This window comes from Paenarthrobacter sp. TRD_SC_7 (assembly GCF_056156245.1).
Genome location: NZ_CM149587.1, coordinates 1,071,444 through 1,094,502, shown reverse-complemented (window position 1 = coordinate 1,094,502; position 23,059 = coordinate 1,071,444). Strand labels below are relative to the sequence as shown.

The following is a 23,059-nucleotide window of genomic DNA, read 5'->3' as shown; positions in this document are numbered from 1 at the left end:
GCCGGGCAGTCCTAGACTGTCCGGCCGCTCTTTTGCTTTTCCTAGACCTGGATCAGGCTCAGGACCCCACCCTGTGGATCCTGAATGGTGGCGAGGGACCCTGTATCGGGTTTATCCTCCGGTTCCACGAGAAGCTCTCCTCCGGCGGCGGCTGCTGCTTCTACGGCTTTTCGCAGATCCGCTACGCCGAAGTAAATCTGCCAACCGGCGTCGTCGCCCTCATCGGCAGGAACGATGCCGGCCACCTCGTCGCCCTTGACCATCAGCGTGCTGTAACTGCCGCCGTCGTCCTGGGGGTATTCGGTGACCTCGTGACCGAAAAGCTGCTGGAAAAACGCGACGGCGGCTTGCGGCTCGGGTGTCAGCAGTTCGGCCCAAGCCAAAGCACCGGGCTCGTTGAACAAGTGACTCCCCACGTGAGTTCCGGCTTGCCAAATACCCGTGGTACCACCGCCCGGAGGCTCTATGAACGCCAGGACCCCCGTGTCCGCAACAGCTTCCGGCCCGAACTGAAGTTTCCCTCCCGCATGGACTGCATTCTCCGCGATTTCCTCGGTGTCAGTGGCCGAAATGTAGACGTTCCACTGGCCGTGCGTTCCGGCGGCCTCCTGCATGGGGTTCTGAGGGGCGATGACAGCCACCAGCTGATCCTTGACGAAAGCCTGCGCATAGCTGCGGCCGTCCGGTGTGGGCAGGTCCTTGAAGGTCCAGCCGAAGACCTGTCCGTAGAACACTTTTGCCGCCGCGACATCTCTGGTTTGCAGGTCGGCCCAACACGGCTCACCGCTGGCGTAGTGCTTGCGTGACGTCATGCTGCCAAGCCCGTCATGATGCTGAACGCCGCTCCGGCGGGATCCATGAGGACCGCCATTCGCCCAACCCCCGGCACATCGAAAGCCGGCGCGATGATGTGGCTGCCCAACTCGACAGCCTGCTCCACCGTGGCATCGATGTCCACAACGTTGAAGTACGTCATCCAGAACGGTGACAGTCCTTCAATGGGCAACTTGAGCGCACCCGCGATTCGTCTTCCATCCACCAGCAGGCTCGTGTACTCCTGCAGGTCACCGGCCGGCGTCGTCTCGCTGGTGCATCCCGTCACAGCCTCGTAGAACGCTACGGCCTTGTGGACGTCGTCCGTCTGCAGCTCATTCCAAATCATGGTTCCTGGCTCGTTGACCAGGCCCGAACCGGGGTGGTTGCCAGCCTCCCAGAAGCCAATCTGAGCACCGGTGGGATCTGTGGCGAAGAACATGCGTCCGCTGCCATTGGGGACCGAGTCAGGAGGGACGATCAGCGTTCCGCCAGCTGCCTCCACGCGCTGGGCGGCTTCATCGGCGGAGTCCACGGCGATGTAGTTAGCCCAGTAGGAAGGCATCCCCTCCGGCGCATCCGGCAGCTGCTGCATCATCCCGGCGACGTACCGGCCTTGGAGTTTGGCCATGTAATAGGTCATGCCATTTCCGGCGTCCATGGCATCCAGCTCCCATCCGAAGAGGTCGCTGTAGAACCTTTTTGAAACGTCAATATCGGTGGAGGACAGGTCCACCCAACACGGTGTCCCCTGCTTGTAACTCTCGACCTCCGGCATGGATTTCCCTTTCGATGCGCTCGATCTCCAGCCTACGCAAAAAAGGGCCCCCAGGGTACGCCAATGAATGGCGTGGCCTGAAGGCCCTTTTTCAAAAGATATACGGCATCCGGAAATGCGCGATGACCTTGATGTACGACGGCGGTCCGCAGCTCAGTGCCAAGGGCACCTGTTGGTTGCGACAGCTATCCGATCCGACGGGTGTCTACCTCGTCGTCGTCATCTTCCGCGTACTTGTCCTCATAAGCCGAATAGTCCGGCTCCGGGGGATCGTCGGGGAAGTGGCTCTTTACACGACTGGACGGACCCGTGAGCTCCCGCTCAAGTGCCGAATAGTCAGTGTTCGGGGAATAGTACTTAATGTCCCGAGCCTGCTTGGTAGCTTTTGCCTTTTGACGGCCGCGCCCCATGGCGTGACCCCCTTTTGTACTTGGACCGGAGGTGGTCACCTTGGCTATCGGTGAGGCCCCGGAATGTTTGGTCAATTTGTCGTATGTCTAGATTACATGCTTTCGGGGGTGCCTGCGCGCCACCACGGCCCGGCGTCCGGGCCAACTAGAGTCGAAACCACGCCGTTGCACCTCCAAGAGACGGGAAAATTGGGTAGAGTCTGCCTCAATGCGGCTCCACAGCAGGAAGGCACACCCCGGAAAATGAGCCAGGACAACACTTCACCGCGTGATGGTTCACCACGCGAACAAGGCGAGGATGGAGTGCCTCCCGCGCCCCAAACGCCGCCATCGCCGGGCCAGCAACCGCCGGCGGCTCCTGAGGGACCGCCGTCAGGTCTGCAAGCAGATCCCGCACCCGAGCTCGACCCGGATTTCGTCCCCAGCCCGGCGGACCAGCCCGATCCCGCCTTGCCACCCACGGATGCAGCGCCACCGAAAGACGCCGCTGCACCCGTTGACCCCGGGCAGCAACCGCAAGCCGGGCAGCAGCCATACCCGGGTCAGCAATGGCGGCCGGAACCGCACGGGGATACGGCTACTTACGGGCAGCCGGAGCCTCATGGGGATCCGGTCAAGCGGCAGCGATTGGTTATCGGCGGAATCGTCGTTGGCGTCCTCATACTCATTGGAGTTGTGATTTGGGTCCTGCTCAACTTGCTCGGTACACGCCCGGAAGCAGCCGTCTCCACGCCTAGTGCAGCTCCCACCGCCGGTCCCCTCCCCCGTGACGCAGAGGCCAAGGACTTCCAAGTAGGCGACTGCTTTGCCGACTTTGATCCCAACGCCTTAAAAGCCAGGGCGGTAGCATGCGACACTGAGCACTCGGCCCAACTGGGCGCCGTCCATACGTACGGTGCCGACGAGTCCTTCCCGGGAACCAATGCTTTGAGGGACAAAGGGCGCGAGGTTTGTAAGGACGTGAAGCTCAACGCGGCGTCCGACAACTACGTGCTGCTCCAGCAGAACGTATACCCGAGCACCACTAGTTGGGATCGGGGCGACCGCCGCGTTGATTGCTTCATCGTGGTGGATTCCGGCAACACCATCAAGGAAGATCTCCTCGAGAAGTAGGCTGAAGACCTACTTCCGGCGAACCGTGAGCCCCGAACTTACTGGCAAGCCGCCGTCGGGACCTGCCAGGGCCTCCAGCCCCTCAATGGTGAGCTCGCCAACGTCAGCCGAAGTGTCCACCAACACGGTGTCACCGTCCGTGATCTCGCCGGCCAGGATCTCCTTGGCCAGGCGGTCGCCGATCTCACGCTGGACGAGCCGGCGAAGTGGTCGTGCGCCATAGGCGGGATCGAAGCCGGACATGGCCAACCACGCACGTGCCCCATCAGTGACCTCGAGGCTTAGGCGGCGGTCCCGGAGTCGGTTGCTCAGCTCGGCCACGTGCAGCTCCACGATTCGGGAAAGTTCCTCTACGGACAGCGGATCGAAGAGCACGATCTCATCCAGGCGGTTCAAGAACTCGGGCTTGAACCATGCCTGAACCACGGCCATAACAGCCTCCCGCTTGGCCCTGGCATCAAGTGACTGGTCCACCAGGAACTGGCTTCCGGAGTTGGAGGTCAGTACCAGGATGGTGTTGCGGAAGTCCACGGTACGGCCCTGACCGTCCGTGAGGCGACCGTCGTCGAGAACCTGCAGGAGGATGTCGAAGACCTCGGGGTGGGCCTTCTCCACCTCGTCCAGCAGCACCACCGAGTAGGGCCTGCGACGGACAGCCTCTGTCAGTTGGCCACCTTCCTCGTAGCCCACGTATCCCGGAGGGGCACCCACCAGGCGGGCGACCGAATGTTTCTCGCTGTACTCGGACATATCGATCCGGATCATGGCGCGTTCGTCGTCAAAGAGGAAGTCTGCCAAGGCCTTGGCCAGCTCCGTTTTGCCGACGCCCGTAGGACCAAGGAACAGGAACGAACCCGTGGGGCGGTTGGGGTCGCTGATACCGGCACGGGCACGGCGCACGGCGTCGGACACTGCTTGGACAGCTTTGGTTTGACCGATGAGGCGCTTGCCGAGCTCCTCTTCCATGTGCAGCAGCTTCTGCGACTCGCCTTGGAGCATGCGGCCGGCCGGGATCCCTGTCCACGCCGAGATGACTTCAGCGATGTCGTCCGCGGTCACGTCTTCCGCGACCATGAGCTCGGGCTTTGAATCGCTCCGGGCTGATTCTTCCTCGGCAGCGGCACTGAGTTCACGTTCGAGAGCCGGCAGTTCGCCGTAGAGGATCCGCGACGCCGACTCAAGGTCACCCTCGCGCTGGGACTTGTCCGCGGCGGAGCGTAGCTCGTCGATCTTCGCTTTGAGATCGCCCACCCGGTTGAGTCCGGCTTTCTCGGCTTCCCAGCGCGCGTTCAGGGCGCTGAGCTCTTCGTTCTTATCGGCCTTGTCCGCACGGAGCGCAGCCAGCCGTTCCACCGAAGCAGGATCAGTTTCACCTTGGAGGGCCAGCTCCTCCATGGTCAAACGGTCCACGGCGCGGCGGAGCTGGTCGATTTCTTCCGGCGCGGAATCGATCTCCATGCGGAGCCGGGACGCGGCCTCGTCCACGAGGTCGATTGCCTTGTCCGGAAGCTGGCGACCCGAGATGTACCGGTTGGACAGCGTTGCGGCGGCGACCAAAGCGGAGTCGGCGATGGCCACCTTGTGGTGTGCCTCGTAACGTTCCTTGAGGCCGCGGAGGATACCGATGGTGTCCTCGACGCTGGGCTCCCCAACGTAGACCTGCTGGAAACGGCGTTCCAAGGCCGGGTCCTTTTCAATGTTCTCGCGGTACTCGTCCAGGGTGGTGGCACCAATCAGGCGCAGCTCACCGCGAGCCAACATGGGCTTGAGCATGTTGCCTGCATCCATGGCGCTTTCACCCGTGGCGCCGGCACCCACCACCGTGTGGATTTCGTCGATGAACGTGACGATTTGGCCGTTGGAGTTCTTGATCTCTTCAAGGACTGCCTTGAGGCGTTCCTCAAACTCGCCGCGGTACTTCGCGCCGGCCACCATGGACGCCAGGTCCAGTGCGATGAGCGTTTTGCCGCGCAGGCTCTCCGGGACATCCCCGGCCACCATGCGCTGGGCGAGGCCTTCGACGACGGCGGTCTTGCCAACGCCCGGCTCACCGATCAGCACGGGGTTGTTCTTGGTGCGGCGGCTCAGGACCTGGACGACGCGTCGGATCTCGCTGTCGCGACCGATGACGGGATCCAGCTTGCCCGAGCGGGCCACCGCCGTGAGATCGGTGCCGAACTTCTCCAAGGCCTGGAAGGTGTTCTCCGGATCCGGGGAGTTGACGTTCCTGTCACCCCGGACACCCGGCAGGGCGGCGAGCAGTGCCTCGTGGGAGGCCCCGGCGTCGCGCATCAACTTTCCCACCGCGTCACTTCCGGCCGAGAGTCCCAGCAGCAAGTGCTCTGTGGAGACGAAGGAATCGCCGAGCTTGTCGGCCTCATTCTGGGCGGCCTGGATGGCCTGCATGGACTGGCGGGACAACTGCGCCTGCTGGACGGAGCTGCCCGAGGAGGACGGCAGCGCCTTGATGGCGGAGCTGGCCTGCACGCTGACGGCATCAGGGTCCGCGCCGGTGGCACGCAACAATGCAACGGCAACGCCCTCGCGCTGGTCCATGAGGGCTTTCAACAGGTGGGCAGGCTCAAGCTGCGGGTTGCCGGCAGTCGAGGCGTTCATGGCGGCCGCAGAAAGGGCCTCCTGGCTTTTGGTGGTGAATTTGACGTCCAAAGAGTGCTCCCTTTCTGGAGTGATACCTATGATTACAAAGTTGAGTCTACTACGCTCAACTTTGTTTTTGGGCTCACTGGGTTCCATGTTTGCCCACAGCGAAACCACTGTCCAGACAAAACCATGGCTATGTGAATAACGGGGGTCTACTATCGGGCTGTGACCGGGCGGGGCCTCCTTCCGGCGTGCTCGCGAGAACTTCGAAAAGGACCTGACATGACCAAATATGTGGTGCTCTACACAGCTCCGCAGTCCGCGGAATCTGCCATGCAGGACGCCTCTCCCGAGTCGGCGGCAGAGGGAATGAAAGTCTGGATGGACTGGGCCGCCAAGGCTGGCGACGGCATCGTTGACCTCGGGACGCCCCTTGGCGGCGGCAAAGAGGTGGGTAGCTCGGGTGTTTCCGACGCCACCACCGGCGTGGCTGGCTACACCATCCTCCAAGCCGACAGCATGGACGGCGCACTCGCTCTCCTCGAAGGGCATCCGCACTTGATGATGCCGGGTGCTTCCATCCAGGTTTACGAGGCACTGGACATGCCGGGAATGTAGCGATGCACCGGGAGTAGCGCCTAGTATTCAGGCCGGGTAGACCGACACCAGCGCGGACTTGACCACAAACCTGACTTCCATGCCCGGCACCAGGCCAAGATCGGCCGAGGCCGAGGGCGTAATGTCGGCAGACAGGACCTGCGCCGATGGACCCGCGCTGGCACGCACCCGGATCTGGTCGCCATGCGGCTCAAGGTCCGTGATGGTCACCAGGAAGGAATTGCGGGGGCTTCCGTGCACGTCGCCCAGGAAGACGGAAACGCTCGACGGCGGGAAGGCGGCCACGCCTGCCTGGCCGGGCACTGGTGACCAGTCCGGATCATGCCGGCCCGCGAAAACCCGGCCATCCGGCGTCGTAATTCCCTCGGACCCAATGGTACCGGCGACGAGGTTGAGGCCGGCGAGGCCAGCAGCAAAGTGGCTTCGTGGTCTTTCAAGGACCTGACGAGTGGGTCCTTCTTCCGTGATGCGTCCCTTCTCCACCACGATGACGCGGTCGGCGAGCATATAGGCGTCCAGGATGTCGTGCGTGACGATGATGGCATTGCGGTCCCGCAGGACTCGTTTGAGGACGCGGCGGAGCAATGGCGCAGCGTGGATGTCCAGCGCGGCCATGGGCTCGTCAAGAAGCAACAACTCGGGCTGAGCAGCCAGGGCGCGTGCCACGGCGACGCGTTGGGCCTGCCCTCCGGACAACTGGGCGGGCTTCCGCTCGGCCAGGGGAAGGGCATCAACTTCGGCCAGCCAGTGCCGGGCACTTTCCCGCGCGGCTGCCTTCGAAGCACCCGCACTACGCGGCCCGAATGCCACGTTGTCCAAGGCATTCAGATGCGGAAACAGGAGAGCTTCCTGGGCCAGAAGCGCAGTCCCCCGCAGGTGCGGCGGGATCCAAAAGTGGGTGCCGCCGTCGAGGTTGAAGAGTTCTTTATCATCGATTCGTGCCGAGCCCGCATCCGGTCGCAGCAGACCAGCAATCACGGCCAGCAGAGTGGACTTGCCGGCGCCGTTGGGACCGAGGATGGCCACAGTTTCACCTTCAGCGAGGCTTATGGACATGTCGAAGTTCCTGGCGCGGACGCTAGCCTGCAGCTCGAAGGTCATGGCTGGACTTCCACAGGGGTGCTGCTTCGCCGGCGGCCATAGCTGAGCCCAACCACCGCAACTGCCACCGCCACCAGCACCAAGGAAAGCGCGACGGCGGCGTCCGCATCAGCTTCCCGCTGCAAGTAAATTTCGAGCGGCAAGGTGCGGGTGATGCCTTCCAAACTGCCGGCGAAGGTCAAGGTGGCGCCGAACTCGCCAAGGCTTCGCGCAAACGACAACACAGCACCGGACGCAAGCCCGGGGAGCACCAGCGGGAGCGTGACGCGACGAAGCACGGTGGTGGGCCGTGCGCCAAGGGTCGCCGCGACTACCTCATATCTGCTTCCGGCTGTTCGAAGGGCGCCTTCCAAACTGACCACCAGGAACGGCAGGGCCACGAAAGCCTGGGCCAAAACCACCGCCGAGGTGGAGAACGCGATCTGGATCCCGGCCAGTTCAAGGGACTTTCCGAGGAGCCCCTGCCGCCCGAACGTGTACAGGAGAGCAAGTCCGCCGACGACGGGTGGCAGCACCAGTGGCAGCAGGACGAAGGAGCGGAGAAGCCTTTGTCCGGGGAACTCGCCGCGGGCAAGCACCAGCGCCAACGGAACTCCCAAGACGACGCAAAGGACGGTACTGGCGGCTGACGTCCTTAGGCTCAGGCCTAAGGCGGCAAGGGACGACTCCGAGGTGATAAGTGGAATGAACTGTGGCCAGTTCACCCGCAACAGCATCGCCGCCAAGGGAAGCACCATCAGGAGTCCACCCACAGCCGCGATGACATAAATCCACCGCGGAATGCCGTGGTAGTCGCTCCGCTTCATCATGATCCAGTAGCCTCCGCTACGGCGTTCCGAAGCCGGCGTCCCTGAGCACCTTCTTACCTGCTTCACTGGTGACGTTTGCAATGAACGCAGCTGCGAGTTCCTTGTTCTTGCTGGTACCAACCGCGGCAATGGGGTAGGTGTTGACGGCGTTGTCCGATTCCGGGAAGGGTATGCCCCTGACCTTGTCGCCGGCCCCCTTGACGTCCGTTACGTAGACCAGGCCTGCGTCGGCTTCGCCCGAGGTCACTTTGCCCAGGACATCGGTCACCGACGATTCCTCGCTGACCGGGCTCAACGTGGTTCCTGTCGCCTTTTCAACGGTCTTCGTTGCAGCGCCGCAGGGAACCTGGCTGGCACAGGTCACCACTTTGACGCCGGGCTTGGCGAGGTCCGCGAAGGAAGAGATCGACGCCGGATTGCCGGGCGGAACGGCGATCTCAAGGACATTGGTGGCGAAGTTGGTTGCTGTTCCGTCCACGAGATCCGCTTCGGCGAGCTTGGCCATGTTCTTGGTATCTGCTGAAGCGAAGACGTCCGCTGGGGCACCCTGGGTGATCTGCGTGACCAGGTCAGAAGACCCTGCGAAGCTGAGAGTTACTTTGGTGCCCGGGTGCTGGACTTCGAAGTCTTTGGCCAGCTGCGTGAAGGTCGATTTCAGGGATGCCGCCGCGAAAACGGTGATCTCCCCGGACATCGTGGGCTGCACGTTGGCAGAGCCTGTGACCGCAGGCGCGGGGTTGCCGGGGGCGCAGGCCGCCAGGCTCGCCGCTATGGCACCTGCAACCAACACTGCGGCGAGAGGCTTACGTGTGATCCTCATATGACGCTCTTTCCCTGCGGTGTTTCGATGATGACGGTGGTGGCCTTCACCACGGCTGTGGCTACCGAACCGAGTTCCAGCCCGAGCTCCCGGACGGCTTCGCTGCTCATCAGCGACACAACGCGAAACGGACCACACTGAAGCTCTACCTGGGCCATGACCTTGTCCGCCGTGATGCCAGTGACCAGTCCGATGAAACGGTTCCGGGCCGAACTTCCGGAACGGGAGGGGTCGTCCGGGAGATGGGATTGGTCGCGGGCAAGCGTGGCGAGTTCCAGTCCGTCCACTGCGAGGCGCCCAGCTGCGTCCTTCCGGGCAGTCAGCGTTCCATTTTCGGTCCATCGCCTCACGGTGTCGTCGCTGACACCCAGGAAGCGCGCGGCCTCGGAAATTCGTATGTGCGGCATAACTGCATCATAGTGCCGTATTTGCGGATCAGAGCAGCCCAATCCATCGCAAACGAAATATGACTGCTGGGCTTGGCGCGTAGGTGTGAAGGTGCCTCGGCCGCGAAGGTGCGCCGCCGACGTCGTACTTCTTTGCTTTACCCATGGTCCGATGGGAGGCGCGGACGTACCCTGTTCTAGGGGAGAGTTTCCGATGCGAAGGAACGTCCCATGGAATGGATTCGTCCGGACAGCCCGGACTATGACGAAGCCCGAAAACTCTTCAATGCGATGATCGACCGCAAGCCGGCCGTCATCGCCAAATGCTCGGATCCCGGCGAGGTAGCGGAAGCGTTGAGCTATGCGCACAACCACAATTTGGACGTTGCGGTGCGCTCGGGCGGACACTCAGTGGCGGGCATGTCCACCAATGACGACGGTCTGGTGGTTGACGTCCGTCCCATGAAGTCGATCAGCGTCGACCGTGAGATGAAGACTGCCACGGCGGGCGCCGGATTGACCTGGGGCGAGTTCGACCGCGCAACGCAGCAGTACGGGCTGGCCGTTACGGGCGGACGTGCTTCCACCACGGGAGTCTCGGGCTTCACGCTGGGCGGGGGCTCGGGGTGGCTTGAGCGCTCGTACGGATTCGCGTGCGACAACCTGCTCTCCGTTGACCTGGTTACGGCGTCCGGCGAACGGGTTACCGCCAGCCCGGGCGAGAACCCCGAGCTGTTCTGGGCCCTCCACGGAGGTGGCGGGAACTTCGGCGTGGTTACCTCCTTGACGTTCAAGCTGCATGACCTCGGACCCACTGTCATGGCCGGTCTCATGCTGTTTCCCGGGGAGGACGCCACGGATTTGTCGCGCGCCTTCCGCGGGCTTGCTTTGGAGGTGCCCGACGCCGTGGGGACAGCCCTGGTGTACCTCACCGCTCCGCCGGAAGAGTTCGTCCCGGCAGAGATGGTGGGCAAGCTCGCCGTCGGGATGGCCTACATCTACGCCGGCGATGTTGAGGCCGGCGAGGAGCACGCCAAGCCGTTCAAGGAGCTCGGCCCCTCAGTGGACCTGGTCTCACCCATGGAATATGCGGACTTCCAATGCATGATCGACGACCCGCCTGACCATTTCAACTACTGGAGCGCCGACTACCATAACGAGCTCACTGACGACGCACTGGATCTTCTGGTGGACTCCGCGCAACGCCTTCCGGGACCACACTCGCAGCAGCTGGTGGCGCGTTGGGGCGGAGCAGTTTCCGGGCCTGCCGCCGCGAACACGCCGTTGCAGCATCGGGGGGCATCGTGGGTCAGCCACCCGTTCGGCCTCTCCGAAACCCGGGAGGGCGGGCAGGAGGCAAAAGCCTGGGTCAAGCAATTCCGGCAGGACATCGCTCCGCACACCACAGGCGGCGTGTGGCTGAACTTCATTGGTGACGAAGGACAGGACCGGATCATGGCGGCTTACGGCGAACAGAACTACCGGCGGCTGTCCTTGGTGAAGCACGAATTCGATCCCGACAACGTGTTCCGCGGCAACCAGAACATCCTGCCGGCCGAGCACTGAGGTTCCTTACACTCCTTCCCAGTTGCCGTGATCAGCGCGGGCAGTGACGCCCGAGTTTCCGGGACGGCAGCACGGCGGTAGACGTCCCGATGGCCGGCAACTGGGAAGGATCGCTTGGGTACACTGTGCCCATGGCCATCTATGTCGATCCCCCTCTGTGGCCAGCGCATGGAACCGTTTTTTCACACCTCGTTTCGGACACGTCGCTGGAGGAGCTGCACGAGTTCGCAGCCTCTGCCGGAGTTCCGGAGCGGGCCTTCGACGGAGACCACTACGACGTCCCCGAACGTCGATACGATGATCTCGTCACGGCGGGTGCCATCCCTGTGGAGGCCCGCATCCTGGTCCGTAAGCTCATCGCCAGCGGACTGCGCATTCCGGCTCGTGAACGGAGCAAGGCCTTGACAGTACCTTTGATGGAACGTTGGAACAGCACCTTTCCTGGCCACGAGGAGCTGGGCCTTGAGCTGCTGGAACGCTGGGGTGAGGAGGGCAGGAAGTACCACAGCCGGACACACCTGCTGGCAGTCTTTGAAGCCTTGGACGTGCTGATTGAACCGGAACAGCCTGCGCTTACAGTCACCCTGGCGGCGTGGTTTCACGACGCCGTCTACGAAGGATTGGCCGGGCAGGACGAAGAGGAGTCTGCACGCTTGGCCGAGGACCGCCTCACGGCCGCCGGTTTAGCCCCCCACGAAGTGGCCGAGGTAGCGCGCCTGGTTCGGCTCACCTCCACGCACAGTCCAAAGACGGGCGACTATGCCGGTGCGCTTCTCTGCGACGCCGACCTCTCAGTACTCGGCGGCGACCAGCAGTCCTACTCACGCTATCTGGCCGCCGTCCGCGAAGACTACGCCCACGTCAGCGACGACGACTTCGCGAAGGGGCGCGCCGCCGTCGTGCGTCGTCTCCTGAGGCTGGACCCGCTGTTCCACAGCGAACGCGCCAAGGCCCTCTGGCTCGACGCTGCCCGCCGGAACCTGGCCGGCGAACTCGCGTGAGCGGTTTCCCCAACGAACCTGGGGCGCCGCAACGGCAACTGCCGTATTCGGTGCGCTTCGAATGGGGGCTCGACGGCGCCCGTGCAGTTGCGCCTGGAGCCGACCTTGCGGTGGTGGTTGACGTCCTGTCCTTCACCACGTGCGTAAGTGTTGCGGTGGACCGTAGGGCGATGGTCTTTCCATATCCGCTGAGGGATGTCTCGGCGAGTGAATTCGCAGCCCACCATAGTGCGGCGCTGGCTGGGCCCCGGGATTCGGAAGGGCTGAGCTTGTCCCCTGCGAGTCTTCGTGGCGCGCCGGTGTTGGACCGGGTGGTGTTGCCCTCCCCCAACGGGTCGACGATCAGCCACGAGCTGGCGGCTTCGGCACATCAGGTGGTTGCCGTGTCCCTTCGCAACGCTGCTGCGACGGCTGACTGGGTGCACTCTGCACTCCCTGCTGATTCCGTGATTGCCGTCATAGCAGCGGGAGAGAAGTGGACTCATGGGGCTTTGCGGCCGGCATTGGAGGACGAGTTAGGGGCCGGAGCCTTCATCGCCGGACTGGCGGCAGCAGGGCGTCGCAACTTTTCTCCCGAGGCAGAAAATGCTGCTGCAGCCTTCGATGCCGCCGAACCCCGCCTTGCAGCCACCCTGCGGGGCTGTTCAAGTGGTCGGGAACTGATCGAGACCGGTTTCGCTGAAGATGTCAGCATCGCCGCAGAGCTGGACGGGAGTTCAGTGGTGGCTCTGCTCCGGGACGGCGCCTTTCAGGGCGTTCCTTCTCCCCGATTAGACGATTCGCTGCAGGCTAGACGGTAGGAAGTGTCTGCCACGCAGCGAGTCGTCTAAATGGACGGCGCCTTCCTAGCGGTAGTTGCTGACGAACGGCTGGTTGGTGGGCACAATCTGTTTGCCGAGTGGCATGAGCGACACCGGGATCAGTTTGAGGTTGGCGATGGCCAGCGGGATACCGATGATGGTGATGGCCATGGCAACTGCCGTGACCACGTGTCCGATGGCAATCCAGATGCCCGCAACCAAGAGCCAGATGACGTTACCGAGGAGCGCGAACACCCCAGCCCCTCCCGGCTTCTCAACCACCATTTGGCCGAAGGGCCACAGGCAGTAAGCACCGATCCGGAACGAAGCGATGCCCCAGGGGATGGTCACGATGAGCACGCAGCAAATGATGCCCGCCGCGAAGTAACCCAAGGCCAGCCAGAAACCACCGAAGACAAGCCAGATGATGTTAAGGAGCGTTTTCATAGTCTTCATTCTCCCCTGCGGCCCTGATAAATAGCCTAGGGGTCTGCCCTGAATCTTCCCTGACTTGCAGCAGCGCTACGCCACCGGGCTATGCCAGAAGCCCGTCCAGCTTGTCGAACGAGGTGCCCCAACCGTCGCGTGTCATCTCAACCCACTCTTCGGACGCAAATGGCCCCTGCGTGAGATTCATCCGGGTACGGCCGTTGAGGTCCTCGAACTCGAGGTGCATTTCCTCGTACTCATGGTCAGCGTCAGGAGCAGCTTTGGCCTGCGCGACCAAAAGAGCCGGGCTGTCCAGCTCAGTGATAGTGGCTTCGATGGGGGCCGACTGCTCGCCATTCTCGTCCGACCACACCATGACTACCTGCCAGATGCCACCAACCCGGGGTTCAACGATGATCTGGTCGCGGGGGGCCTCCACTTCTACAGGCCCGAACCACTGGGTGAGCTTGTCCGGCTCCATCCAGGCTTCAAAAACCTTCTCGCGGGGAGCATCGAATTCGCGGCTCATGGTCAGGGTGTACTGTTCCGTGCTCATTGCTTAACTCCTGGTTTCCGTGTTTCGACGTGTTTCCGTGGGGGCGCGTTAAGTGAGTGGCGCATTTCCGTGATTCGTGTCGCCGTGAGCGAGTCTATGGTGTCCCACTGACACAGTAAGCGCTTCTAGGCTTTGGCGGCTTCGACGAAGGCGCGGATCTTGGCCAGGTCCTTCACCCCGCGGGAAGCCTCGACGCCGGAGGAAACGTCCACCCCCCACGCGCCAGCTGCAGCTGCAGCGAATGCCACGTTGCCGGGCTCGAGTCCCCCTGCAAGGAGCCACTCCCGACCCTCGAGACCCTTGGTCCGGACGGACGCGTAGTCCCAGGACTCCCCGGACCCCGGCACGGCGGCGTCGATCAGGAAAATCTCTTCGCCCAGGTCCGCGAACTCGTCCTGGGAGGCACCCATGGTGACGGCCCGGATGAGCCGCATCCCGGCGTCGTGCACTGTTTTGACGTCATCGGCAGTCCGGTGGCCGTGCAATTGCACCCATTCGAGTCCGGCCGCACGAGCAGTAGCCACGGCGTCAACGGCAGCTTCATGCCGGAAAACACCCACCGAGTGAACACCCTCCGGCACCAGCGGCAGCAAAATGCGCACCTGATCCGGGCTGACTTCGCGGGGGCTGGTGGTGAGCACGAAACCGACGGCGTCTGCACCGGCGTCGGCCGCTTCGCGCACAGATTCAGGCGTGCTCAAGCCGCACACTTTGACGAACATGCCGTGCCTCCAGCTTTTAGTCGCAACGTTTTCCACATATGACGGTAGCAAGCCACAATGCCAACGCAGAAGCTGCGTCCACCACTAGGCTGGTCGAATGGAGATTATCCGCTTTGCCGACATCCATCCCGAACCTTGGCGCAACGGGGGCGGGGTGACACGCGAACTCGCCAGCCATCCGAAAGCCGCCTCCGCACAGGACGGTGCCTGGGACTGGCGAGTCAGCATCGCGGACGTCTCCAAGGCCGGCGAATTTTCCATGTTCCCGGGTATGGAGCGCGTCATCACCATCATCGATGGGGAACTGCTGCTCCTCACCGTGGACGGCTCCGAACATCCGCTGGAGAAGTACCGCCCGTTCCGTTTCTCGGGCGAGGCCGCGTCGTCGGCAGCACTCCCTACGGGCGACATACGGGATTTGAACGTCATCGCACGTGCCAGCGCTTTCAAGGGCTACACCTCCATAGTGGAGATCTCCAAGAAGCGCGCACACCCGGTCTTCGAGGGCCAGTTGGCCGTCCTGCTTGAGGGTAAGGCGACCGTTGCGCCCGGCGCCGCTGTGGAAGAAGAGTCCGACGGCGACAACCCCGCACCCAGCCTCGGCGAACCGGTTGAGTTGTCCCGATACGATGCCGTGGTCGGCTCGGATACCCGCAGCCCGGAGATCTCAGGCCGTGGCTTTGTCGCTGTGGTCTCGATCGATCACGTTGAGCCGTCGCACGCCTGAGTTGGTGACTTTAGCCACCAGAGGTGGCCACCCCGCGCGGGAGTTGCTAGCCTGAAATGAAGGTTCCCCTCTGGAACCTCCGGACGACGGTTCAGTACCCGGCACGCGACAAGACTGGCCAAAGGAAATGTCATGTCGTGGTTAATTCTCATTCTCTCCGGAGCACTCGAGGCCGTGTGGGCCGCAGCGCTCCACCGTTCCAAGGGCTTCCGCAAACCCGTCCCGACCGTTGTGTTCCTGGTGTCCGTCATCGCCAGCATGGGCGGGCTCGCCATCGCTATGCAATCCATCCCCACGGGCACGGCCTACGCGGTGTGGGTTGGCGTCGGCGTCGTACTGACAGCTACGTACGCCATGGTCACCAAGGTTGAACGTGCGACGACGGCCCGGCTGCTTTTGCTTGCTGGCATCGGCGCCTGTGTAGTCGGCCTGAAGGTGGTGGCGTAGCCATGACTGAGAATACTAAGAACACCGGAATCTTCTGGATCATCCTCCTGGCTTCAGCGCTGCTCGAAGCCGTATGGGCCACCGCGTTGGGCCTGTCCAACGGGTTTACTCAGTTGATGCCCACCCTGGTTTTCACCGTCACTGCTGTCCTGAGCATGCTCGGACTGGGCATCGCGGTGAAGCGAATCCCCCTCGGCACCGCCTATGCGGTGTGGGTGGGTATCGGTGCTGCACTGACCGTTGGCTGGGCCATGATCACCGGCGTGGAATCCGCGAGCCCGCTGAAGCTGCTGTTCATCGCGGGCATCGTGGGCTGTGCTGCCGGCTTGAAAGCCCTGCCCGCTGACAAGCCTGCAGCCAAGCCCGAGTAGCTATCATTCGCTCTCGGCGGGCTCTCTCGTGCCGCGGACGCTCCGTTTCGATGGGGCGCTGCGCATTAGACGTCTCCTACCATCGAATGCGCAGCGAGCCATCGAATCGGGCTCGGGGTGCCCCGGGATAATCACCACGCACCGGGCACCCTTCGCCCAATTCGGGCTCCCGCAGGAATACCCTCGCGAACTAGCGAGTTCACGCCTTCAAGAGCACTCAAACGCGCATTGGAGAAGTTCATGACTGCAGTTCAGCTCGGCGACGGCCTCAAGGTCAGCCCCCTCGGCTTCGGCGGAATGGCCCTCACGCCGGTCTATGGCGGAATCGACCCGGAGGAAGGCCTGCAAACGCTCAGGCATGCGGTGGAAGCTGGCATCACGTTCATCGACACCGCGGATGTGTACGGAGCGGGCAGCAATGAGGAACTCGTGGGCAGGATCTTAAAGGAGCGTCGCGGCGAAATCCAGGTAGCCACAAAGTTTGGAATTGAGGGCAACCCCGCGGACGGGTACACGGGAGTCCGCGGGGATGCGCCCTACATCAGGCAAGCCGCGGAAGCGAGCCTCCGCCGCTTGGGCACTGACGTTATTGACCTCTACTACCTGCACCGCCGGGACCTCCGCGTTCCGATAGTGGAAACCGTGGAGGCCATGGCGGAGCTGGTCCGAGAGGGCAAGGTCCGGCACCTCGGACTGTCTGAAGTGACAGCCGAGGAGCTCAGGCAGGCCAACGCTGTCCATCCCATAGCCGCGGTCCAGAGTGAATGGTCAATCTGGAGCAGGGATGTTGAGCTCAACGTTGTTCCTGCAGCCAAGGAACTTGGCGTCGGGTTCGTGCCTTATTCGCCGCTTGGCCGCGGGTTCCTTACGGGAACCGTCAGCGCGAGCGACCTTGGGGAAAATGACTTCCGGCATAAGATCCCCCGTTTTGGTGACGAGGCACTTGATGCGAACCAGGCCGTAGTGACCGCGGTCCGCGAGGTAGCCAGCGGGCTGGATGCAACTCCGGCCCAGGTAGCCCTGGCTTGGCTGTTTACCCAAGGTCAGCGCCTCGGGATTTCCGTGGTCCCCATCCCCGGCACGCGCAAAACGCACCGGATCGACGAGAACCTGGGGGCACTGTCCCTGCAACTGGGAACAGCACAACTTGAGAAGCTCGACCAAGCTGCGGCCGCCGTCGTGGGTTCACGCTCCGCAGACCCCAACTGGGTGTCGCAGGGCCGCGAAGCCAACACGGCAACTGCATAGACTGACACGATGGATTCGCTTATTCATTCACTGCGTGACGTCACTATCCGCAGCATTTCGGTCAGCGAGATGAACAACAACGTGTACCTGTTGACCTCAAAGTCCACGGGTGCGCAGTTGTTGATCGACGCCGCCGACGACCTTCCGGCCATTCAGCAGCTGCTCCAGGACAGTGCCGCAGATACTTCCGCAACGCCGAAGCTCGTCCGAATCGCCACCACCCACCAGCATTGGGACCATGTCCGGGCGCTGGCGGAACTGGTGGAAGTCACCGGGACAACCACCTCGGCTGGAGCGGACGACGCCGATGCGTTGCCGGTTCCGGTGGATGTCCGGCTTGGTCACGGCGACGTCGAGCAGTTCGATGGCTTCGAGCTCACGGCGGTCCACTTGCGTGGACACACCCCGGGCTCGATCGCTTTCGTGTACCAGGATCCGAACGGACCTGCCCACATTTTCAGTGGAGACTCGTTGTTTCCGGGCGGCGTCGGCAACACACAGAATGATCCTGCACGCTTCACTTCTCTGTTGAACGACGTGTCGGAGCGACTGTTCGACGCTTATCCGGACGAGACCCTGGTGCACCCGGGCCATGGATTGCCCACGACCCTCGGCGCCGAGCGGCCACACCTTGAGGAGTGGCGCGCCCGAGGGTGGTGATTTGCGGGGCCTGCTCTGCACGCCAAACCTAGGGAATAGGGCGCAGAGCGGGCCTCACAACGTTACGCCCACGTGTTGCGGGGCCTGCTCTGCACGCCAAACCTAGGGAATAGGGCGCAGAGCGGGCCTCACAACGGGAGACTAGCGGCCGCGACGCTCGTTCGACGCGGGTGCCGATGCACGACGGGGACCGCTGCGTGCCGGACGCCCTGCGCCGGAACCACCGCGACTGGAGTTGCCGGAGGCACCCGAACCGTAGGATCCGCCGGACGTAGCGCCCGTCGCGGAAGACCAAACGGCCTTGTTTCCGCCGGTACGGGTACTCGTGGTGGATGCCGTGCGCGGAGCCGAAGCTGAGCGCTGGCCGGTAGCCGGACGGCCACTGCGACCGTTCTGGCCCTGCGAGCCCGGAACGTCGTTGCGGTGAGTAGAACCTGCCTTGCCGCGACCGCGAGGGCTGCGGGCGACGTCGTCGTTCATTGCTGCGCGACGCTCAGCGCGGTTGACGTCCGTGCGAACCGGCTCAGCCGCGACCTTTCCGCGTCCATTGCGACCGCCACGACCACCAGCGGTGGGCGCAGCCTGCGTGGAACGGCGTGCGCGCTTGCGCTGGGCGTTGGCGCCGGTGGACGTGCCGCCACCCTGCTGGGTTTTCGCTGCGAGGAGAGCCGCACGGGTGCGGGGATCAACCTTGTCCGCGATGTCGCCCACGAGCTTTGAAACCAAGGGCGAGCTGGCCGTCACGCGTTCGAACGAAACGTCAACGCCGGCAGCCTTCATGAGCTTCTTGACGTCGCTTTGCTGTTCGGGGAGCGTCAGCGTGACCACAGTGCCGTCGGAACCTGCGCGGGCCGTACGGCCTGAGCGGTGCAGGTACGCCTTGTGCTCTGTGGGCGGATCCACGTGGATGACGAGTTCGACGTCGTCGACGTGAACGCCGCGGGCTGCGACGTCGGTGGCCACCAGGACGCGTACGTCACCGTTGGAGAACTCGGCGAGGTTACGGTCGCGGGCGTTCTGCGACAGGTTGCCGTGAAGGTCAACGGCGGGGATGCCTGCGTCAGTGAGGGTCTTGGCAAGCTTGCGGGCGTGGTGCTTGGTCCGCATGAAGAGGACGCGGCGGCCGGCACCGGAGGCAAGTTCAACGATGAGCTGCTTCTTGACGGTCTGGTCGTTGACCACAAGGACGTGGTGTTCCATGGTGGTGACAGCGGCCTGGGGATCGTCCACGGAGTGCGTCAGCGGGTTGGACAGGTAACGGTTGACCAGCTTGTCAACACCGTTGTCCAGCGTCGCGGAGAAGAGCAGGCGCTGACCCTGGGTGGGGGTCATGTCCATGAGCTTCTTGACTACCGGGAGGAAGCCGAGGTCAGCCATGTGGTCGGCCTCGTCCAGCACGGTGACCTCAACGGCTTCGAGGGTCAGGATGCGCTGGCGGATCAGGTCTTCGAGGCGGCCGGGGCAGGCGATGACGATGTCGACACCGGCGCGCAGCGCCTTTTCCTGGCGTGCCTGGGAGATGCCGCCGTAGATGACCGTGGTATTCAGGCCCATGGCCTTGGCCAGCGGCTCGATGGTTGCGTTGATCTGGGTTGCCAGTTCACGGGTCGGTGCAAGGACGAGGCCCATGGGGCGGCCCGGCTTGCGGAAGTGCTTGGCTTCGCGCTCGGCCAAGCGGGCCACGAGCGGGATAGCGAAAGCGATGGTCTTGCCGGAGCCGGTGCGGCCACGGCCCAGGACGTCGCGGCCTGCGAGCGTATCCGGAAGGGTTTTCACCTGGATGGGGAATGCCTCTTCGATGCCATCTGTGGCGAGGGATTCAGCAATGGGCTTGGGCGTGCCAAGGGCAGCAAAAGTAGTCATAAACTTCATGTCTTTCGGGCGGTGTCCAGTTGCGGACATCGGCCCCCGACGCCGGTTGGGCCAGGGGTTCGCCGAGGAAAAGTCAGGTGGTCTACCAGTTCGCTGCAACAGCGGTGGCCGGGACCAAATGGAACGCGTTCATCGACGCAGGATGTGCCTCTCACATGAAAAATGCCCCGTCGCGCAGCCTTTCAGGCCACCTGCTTCAGGGCGTCACCGCACATCAAGTGTTCCTAGCTTAGCAGTGTTTCTACGACGGCTCCGCATCGGGGCAGTTCCGGCCCCCGTTGCGAGGCCCGCTTTGCGTGCTTCCGGGCTCACATAGCGCGCAGAGCAGGCCCCACAACTCACCCACCCGGCGTTGCGAGGCCCGCTTTGCGTGCTTCCGGGCTCACATAGCGCGCAGAGCAGGCCCCACAACTCACCCACCCGGCGTTGCGAGGCCCGCTTTGCGTGCTTCCGGGCTCACATAGCGCGCAGAGCAGGCCCCACAACGAGTCAGGCGTGGCGCGAGAGCTCGGGTTGCGCGTCTGGGGCACCCGTCTGGGCACCCGCTTGGGCACCCGTCTCACCCATACCCGTCCCAACCGAGCGGGCGGCGACCCTCGGCGCGATAACGACCCCGACGACGGCGATCACCGCCGTTAGCGCGAAGACCCCCGCGAACGAGTTCGTCGTCGTAAATGCCGCGAACACGAGTCCCGTGGCAGCGAGTGAAAGCGCGCCGCCGAGGGAATCGGAGATGGACATGGCCGCGCTGTTGAAGCCCTGGTTTTCCTCAGTGGACAGCGCCAACGTCATCACGGACAGCCGCGGGTACATTAGCCCCATACCTCCACCGGCAAGGATCCAACCGGTGATGGCCACGGCCGCAGGCAGGGCGAACGCCGCAGTCACCAGCGTCGAAATCACGGCTACCAGCACCAGTGCGGCTCCGATCTTCACGGCGAGATCGTCAGCCAACCGAGCACCAAGGCGCCCCTGAATCGCCGACGCCCCGGCCCACGCCAAGGCGGCACCGGTCAGGGTCAGCCCGGCGAACGTCGGCGTGAACGCGTAGCGCTCAGTCAGCAGGTAAGGCAGGTACACCTCGGCCCCAAAGAACGCGGCCGACGCCAGCCCACGAACCAGGATCACGCTAGGCAAACCGCGCCGGGCAGTAAGGGTCCCGCGCGGAACCAGCGGCCTCACCGCGATAAGAGCAATAACAAGTGCGACGACGGCAATCACCCCGCCCACGCCCGGCACCTCTGCGGACAGGTTCAGTCCCAGGACGGCAACGGCCGCCAGAGCCGCCCACCCCATCCGACCGAAAGCCCAAGGGACGGGCGCGGCAGCGGGTTCGGAATCCATCCCACGCACGGCCGGCACCACCATCAACAAGGCTGGAACAACCAAGCCCACAACACCAAGGAACACCCAATGCCAACTGCTCAGCTGGGCCACCACGCCCGCAGCGAACGGCCCCACCAAGGAAGGAACCACCCAGGACGCGGCGAAGGCGGCAAAGATCTTGGGATGCAGTACGGGCGGGTAGACGCGGGCCACCAACACATAGAGGGCAACGGTCATCGCGCCGCCACCGAGACCTTGGACCAACCGTCCCAGCACCAGCATTTCCATGGTTCCGGCCGTACCGGCGATCAGCAAGCCAGCCACGAACAATGCCACGGAGGAGTACAGCGGCGCCGCCGGACCCCGACGGTCGGACCAGTTGCCGGCGGCCACCATACCCATCACGCCCGTCGCCAATGGGCCGGCGAAGGCCAGCGCGTAGAGGCTGGCTCCGTCCAGGTCGCGGCTCACGAGCGGCATGATGGTTGTCACCGCGAGGGATTCGAACGCGCTCAGGAACACGAGTGCGCAAGCGCCAACGGTGGCAAGCAGGTATGGACGGCGCAGTATCCCGGCCGTTGAGGTGTCAGAGGTCATGGACGCCAGCCTAGAACCTCAACTAATGTTGAGGTCAATCCACCACCCCCGCCACCGAAAGCAACCCATGCCGCCAGTCGAAACGCACCGGCCACTCACCATCGGTGAGCTGTCCGAACGAAGTGGAGTATCGGCGTCGGCCCTTCATTTCTATGAGCGCAACGGGCTCATAGAAGCGGAGCGCACGGCCGGCAACCAGCGGCGTTACCGGCGGGACACATTGCGGCGGGTCGCGTTCATCAAGACTTCCCAGCGTGTGGGATTGCCACTCAAGGACATCCGCGAGGCGCTGGACTCATTACCTGACGGCCGGACGCCCACCAAGCGCGACTGGTCCAGGTTGTCGTTGCGATGGCGCAAGGAGCTGGACGAGCGGATCGCAGCTTTGCAGCATCTGCGCAACGACCTCGATGGGTGCATCGGCTGTGGCTGCTTGAGCCTGAAATCCTGCACGTTGCAGAACCCGTCTGATGAACTCGGGGCATCCGGTGCCGGCGCCCAGCGCTGGACGTTGCCGAAATAGCAACAGGCATTGCCTTTCAACGCAGCGTCGCGGCACGCTTGAGTTATGACTGAACACATGCACGACGCCGGTACTCACCACCCCGGTCAGCACACCCACGAAGGGGCTCAGCAGAGCGGCCTGAACCTCCACGAGGACGCCGACAATGCCGTGGACATGTGGGACGGAATGTACCGCGAGCGTCCCAAGGTGTGGAGCGGAAACCCGAATCCGCAACTGGTCGCAGAGGCCAGGGACCTAAAGCCCGGCAAGGCGCTCGACTTGGGCTGCGGTGAAGGCGCGGACGCCATCTGGCTCGCCGCACAAGGCTGGAACGTCACGGCAATGGACGTGTCCGCCGTCGCGCTTGAACGGGCAGCCGCGCACGCGGCGGACAGCGGTGTTGCCGAGCGGATCACGTGGCATCAACAGGACCTCACCGAGTGGGAGCCTGAGCCGGTCTTCGATCTGGTCTCGGCCCAGTTCCTGCACTCTCCGCTCTTGCCGTGGCGGGATTCCGTGGCATCAGCAGCGGCGGCCGTGGCACCCGGTGGCACGTTGCTGGTGGTGGGGCATCATCCGCACGGACTCCCGTCGTGGAGCCACCATCACGAGTCCGGCATGTTCTTCACACCAGAGCAGCTGGCCGGCGCTTTGCGGCTGGATCGCGAGCCGTGGTTCGTGAACGTCCTGACAGACCGGGCACGTAGTGTCACGGGACCCGACGGCGAGTCCGGCACTACCTTGGACACGGTCTTGAGGGCCACCAAGCACCGCTAAATGCCG

25 protein-coding genes and 1 riboswitch are annotated in these 23,059 nt (G+C 63.5%); of the genes, 12 read left to right on the top strand and 13 right to left on the bottom strand.

All coding sequences use genetic code 11. The annotated features are described in order from the left end of the window. Window positions 1-41: 41 nt before the first annotated feature. The 3 genes from AC0J5Z_RS05495 to AC0J5Z_RS05485 form a co-directional block, all read right to left on the bottom strand. On the bottom strand, window positions 42-812 hold the full coding sequence (locus AC0J5Z_RS05495; protein ID WP_475037990.1) for a VOC family protein: 771 nt from the start codon (window positions 810-812) through the stop codon (window positions 42-44). After that, the gene (locus AC0J5Z_RS05490) at window positions 809-1,591 is read right to left on the bottom strand and encodes a VOC family protein (protein ID WP_475037988.1); all 783 of its coding nucleotides are present in this window, start codon (window positions 1,589-1,591) and stop codon (window positions 809-811) included. Before AC0J5Z_RS05490 ends, AC0J5Z_RS05495 begins: the two co-directional genes overlap by 4 nt. Before the next feature lie 185 nt (window positions 1,592-1,776). Continuing rightward, the gene (locus AC0J5Z_RS05485; RefSeq protein WP_011776148.1) at window positions 1,777-2,001 is read right to left on the bottom strand and encodes a DUF3073 domain-containing protein; all 225 of its coding nucleotides are present in this window, start codon (window positions 1,999-2,001) and stop codon (window positions 1,777-1,779) included. 243 nt (window positions 2,002-2,244) lie between these two features. On the opposite strand from AC0J5Z_RS05485, the gene AC0J5Z_RS05480 reads away from it, so the two are divergent. After that, window positions 2,245-3,114 carry a septum formation family protein gene (locus AC0J5Z_RS05480; RefSeq protein ID WP_475037986.1) on the top strand — a complete coding sequence of 290 codons (870 nt, stop codon included), beginning with the start codon at window positions 2,245-2,247 and terminating at the stop codon, window positions 3,112-3,114. 9 nt (window positions 3,115-3,123) lie between these two features. Here AC0J5Z_RS05480 and clpB read toward each other — a convergent pair whose 3' ends face one another. Then, window positions 3,124-5,781 carry an ATP-dependent chaperone ClpB gene (clpB, locus tag AC0J5Z_RS05475; protein ID WP_475037985.1) on the bottom strand — a complete coding sequence of 886 codons (2,658 nt, stop codon included), beginning with the start codon at window positions 5,779-5,781 and terminating at the stop codon, window positions 3,124-3,126. 216 nt (window positions 5,782-5,997) lie between these two features. On the opposite strand from clpB, the gene AC0J5Z_RS05470 reads away from it, so the two are divergent. Beyond that, the gene (locus AC0J5Z_RS05470; RefSeq protein WP_475037984.1) at window positions 5,998-6,333 is read left to right on the top strand and encodes a YciI family protein; all 336 of its coding nucleotides are present in this window, start codon (window positions 5,998-6,000) and stop codon (window positions 6,331-6,333) included. Between the two features lie 27 nt (window positions 6,334-6,360). On the opposite strand, the gene AC0J5Z_RS05465 is transcribed toward AC0J5Z_RS05470, so the two are convergent. Genes AC0J5Z_RS05465 through AC0J5Z_RS05450 form a run of 4 tightly spaced genes read right to left on the bottom strand, consistent with a single transcriptional unit; the run spans window position 6,361 to window position 9,470 of the window. Then, a complete protein-coding gene (locus tag AC0J5Z_RS05465) occupies window positions 6,361-7,434 on the bottom strand; it encodes a sulfate/molybdate ABC transporter ATP-binding protein (RefSeq protein ID WP_475037983.1) in 1,074 nt (357 codons plus the stop codon). Next, entirely contained in the window at window positions 7,431-8,243 is an 813-nt protein-coding gene (locus AC0J5Z_RS05460) for an ABC transporter permease (RefSeq protein ID WP_475037982.1), read from the bottom strand. The genes AC0J5Z_RS05465 and AC0J5Z_RS05460 overlap by 4 nt, the downstream gene beginning before the upstream one ends. 16 nt (window positions 8,244-8,259) lie before the next feature. Continuing rightward, the gene (gene modA / locus AC0J5Z_RS05455; RefSeq protein ID WP_475037981.1) at window positions 8,260-9,063 is read right to left on the bottom strand and encodes a molybdate ABC transporter substrate-binding protein; all 804 of its coding nucleotides are present in this window, start codon (window positions 9,061-9,063) and stop codon (window positions 8,260-8,262) included. After that, window positions 9,060-9,470: a TOBE domain-containing protein gene (locus tag AC0J5Z_RS05450; protein WP_475037980.1), complete on the bottom strand. Its 411-nt coding sequence runs from the start codon at window positions 9,468-9,470 to the stop codon at window positions 9,060-9,062. Before AC0J5Z_RS05450 ends, modA begins: the two co-directional genes overlap by 4 nt. 210 nt (window positions 9,471-9,680) lie before the next feature. On the opposite strand from AC0J5Z_RS05450, the gene AC0J5Z_RS05445 reads away from it, so the two are divergent. The 3 genes from AC0J5Z_RS05445 to AC0J5Z_RS05435 all read left to right on the top strand — a co-directional run bounded on the left by AC0J5Z_RS05445 (window position 9,681) and on the right by AC0J5Z_RS05435 (window position 12,816). Further along, window positions 9,681-11,015, top strand: coding sequence for an FAD-binding oxidoreductase (locus AC0J5Z_RS05445; protein ID WP_475037978.1), 1,335 nt, complete (start codon window positions 9,681-9,683; stop codon window positions 11,013-11,015). Window positions 11,016-11,146: 131 nt separating this feature from the next. Beyond that, window positions 11,147-12,016, top strand: coding sequence for a DUF4031 domain-containing protein (locus AC0J5Z_RS05440; protein WP_475037977.1), 870 nt, complete (start codon window positions 11,147-11,149; stop codon window positions 12,014-12,016). After that, window positions 12,013-12,816, top strand: a complete 804-nt coding sequence (locus AC0J5Z_RS05435; protein WP_475037975.1) for a 2-phosphosulfolactate phosphatase — start codon at window positions 12,013-12,015, stop codon at window positions 12,814-12,816. The genes AC0J5Z_RS05440 and AC0J5Z_RS05435 overlap by 4 nt, the downstream gene beginning before the upstream one ends. A gap of 45 nt (window positions 12,817-12,861) precedes the next feature. On the opposite strand, the gene AC0J5Z_RS05430 is transcribed toward AC0J5Z_RS05435, so the two are convergent. The 3 genes from AC0J5Z_RS05430 to AC0J5Z_RS05420 form a co-directional block, all read right to left on the bottom strand. Beyond that, the gene (locus tag AC0J5Z_RS05430) at window positions 12,862-13,263 is read right to left on the bottom strand and encodes a YccF domain-containing protein (protein WP_475037973.1); all 402 of its coding nucleotides are present in this window, start codon (window positions 13,261-13,263) and stop codon (window positions 12,862-12,864) included. An 88-nt stretch (window positions 13,264-13,351) separates the two neighbouring features. Then, on the bottom strand, window positions 13,352-13,801 hold the full coding sequence (locus AC0J5Z_RS05425; RefSeq protein WP_475037972.1) for an SRPBCC family protein: 450 nt from the start codon (window positions 13,799-13,801) through the stop codon (window positions 13,352-13,354). A gap of 125 nt (window positions 13,802-13,926) precedes the next feature. Further along, entirely contained in the window at window positions 13,927-14,523 is a 597-nt protein-coding gene (locus tag AC0J5Z_RS05420) for a phosphoribosylanthranilate isomerase (RefSeq protein ID WP_475037971.1), read from the bottom strand. A gap of 97 nt (window positions 14,524-14,620) precedes the next feature. Between AC0J5Z_RS05420 and AC0J5Z_RS05415 the strand changes: the two genes are divergently transcribed. From AC0J5Z_RS05415 to AC0J5Z_RS05395, 5 genes are all read left to right on the top strand, one after another. Further along, window positions 14,621-15,250 carry a HutD/Ves family protein gene (locus AC0J5Z_RS05415; protein ID WP_475037970.1) on the top strand — a complete coding sequence of 210 codons (630 nt, stop codon included), beginning with the start codon at window positions 14,621-14,623 and terminating at the stop codon, window positions 15,248-15,250. Between the two features lie 57 nt (window positions 15,251-15,307). Further along, window positions 15,308-15,373, top strand: a riboswitch (guanidine-III (ykkC-III) riboswitch). A gap of 9 nt (window positions 15,374-15,382) precedes the next feature. Then, window positions 15,383-15,697, top strand: coding sequence for a DMT family transporter (locus AC0J5Z_RS05410; RefSeq protein ID WP_011776163.1), 315 nt, complete (start codon window positions 15,383-15,385; stop codon window positions 15,695-15,697). Window positions 15,698-15,699: 2 nt separating this feature from the next. Continuing rightward, window positions 15,700-16,068: a DMT family transporter gene (locus AC0J5Z_RS05405; protein WP_475037969.1), complete on the top strand. Its 369-nt coding sequence runs from the start codon at window positions 15,700-15,702 to the stop codon at window positions 16,066-16,068. 240 nt (window positions 16,069-16,308) lie between these two features. Continuing rightward, window positions 16,309-17,316, top strand: coding sequence for an aldo/keto reductase (locus tag AC0J5Z_RS05400; protein WP_475037967.1), 1,008 nt, complete (start codon window positions 16,309-16,311; stop codon window positions 17,314-17,316). A 9-nt stretch (window positions 17,317-17,325) separates the two neighbouring features. Then, complete coding sequence (locus AC0J5Z_RS05395; protein WP_475037965.1) at window positions 17,326-17,976, top strand: MBL fold metallo-hydrolase; 651 nt, start codon at window positions 17,326-17,328, stop codon at window positions 17,974-17,976. Window positions 17,977-18,117: 141 nt separating this feature from the next. Here the strand turns inward: AC0J5Z_RS05395 and AC0J5Z_RS05390 are convergent, their stop codons facing one another. Together AC0J5Z_RS05390 and AC0J5Z_RS05385 are read right to left on the bottom strand one after the other, a co-directional pair. Then, window positions 18,118-19,839 carry a DEAD/DEAH box helicase gene (locus tag AC0J5Z_RS05390; RefSeq protein WP_475037964.1) on the bottom strand — a complete coding sequence of 574 codons (1,722 nt, stop codon included), beginning with the start codon at window positions 19,837-19,839 and terminating at the stop codon, window positions 18,118-18,120. A gap of 498 nt (window positions 19,840-20,337) precedes the next feature. Next, the gene (locus AC0J5Z_RS05385) at window positions 20,338-21,771 is read right to left on the bottom strand and encodes an MFS transporter (protein ID WP_475037963.1); all 1,434 of its coding nucleotides are present in this window, start codon (window positions 21,769-21,771) and stop codon (window positions 20,338-20,340) included. Between AC0J5Z_RS05385 and soxR the strand changes: the two genes are divergently transcribed. Together soxR and AC0J5Z_RS05375 are read left to right on the top strand one after the other, a co-directional pair. Then, window positions 21,770-22,294 carry a redox-sensitive transcriptional activator SoxR gene (gene soxR / locus AC0J5Z_RS05380; protein WP_475037962.1) on the top strand — a complete coding sequence of 175 codons (525 nt, stop codon included), beginning with the start codon at window positions 21,770-21,772 and terminating at the stop codon, window positions 22,292-22,294. The genes AC0J5Z_RS05385 and soxR overlap by 2 nt on opposite strands. A gap of 45 nt (window positions 22,295-22,339) precedes the next feature. After that, window positions 22,340-23,053, top strand: coding sequence for an SAM-dependent methyltransferase (locus AC0J5Z_RS05375; protein ID WP_475037961.1), 714 nt, complete (start codon window positions 22,340-22,342; stop codon window positions 23,051-23,053). Window positions 23,054-23,059 lie beyond the last annotated feature (6 nt).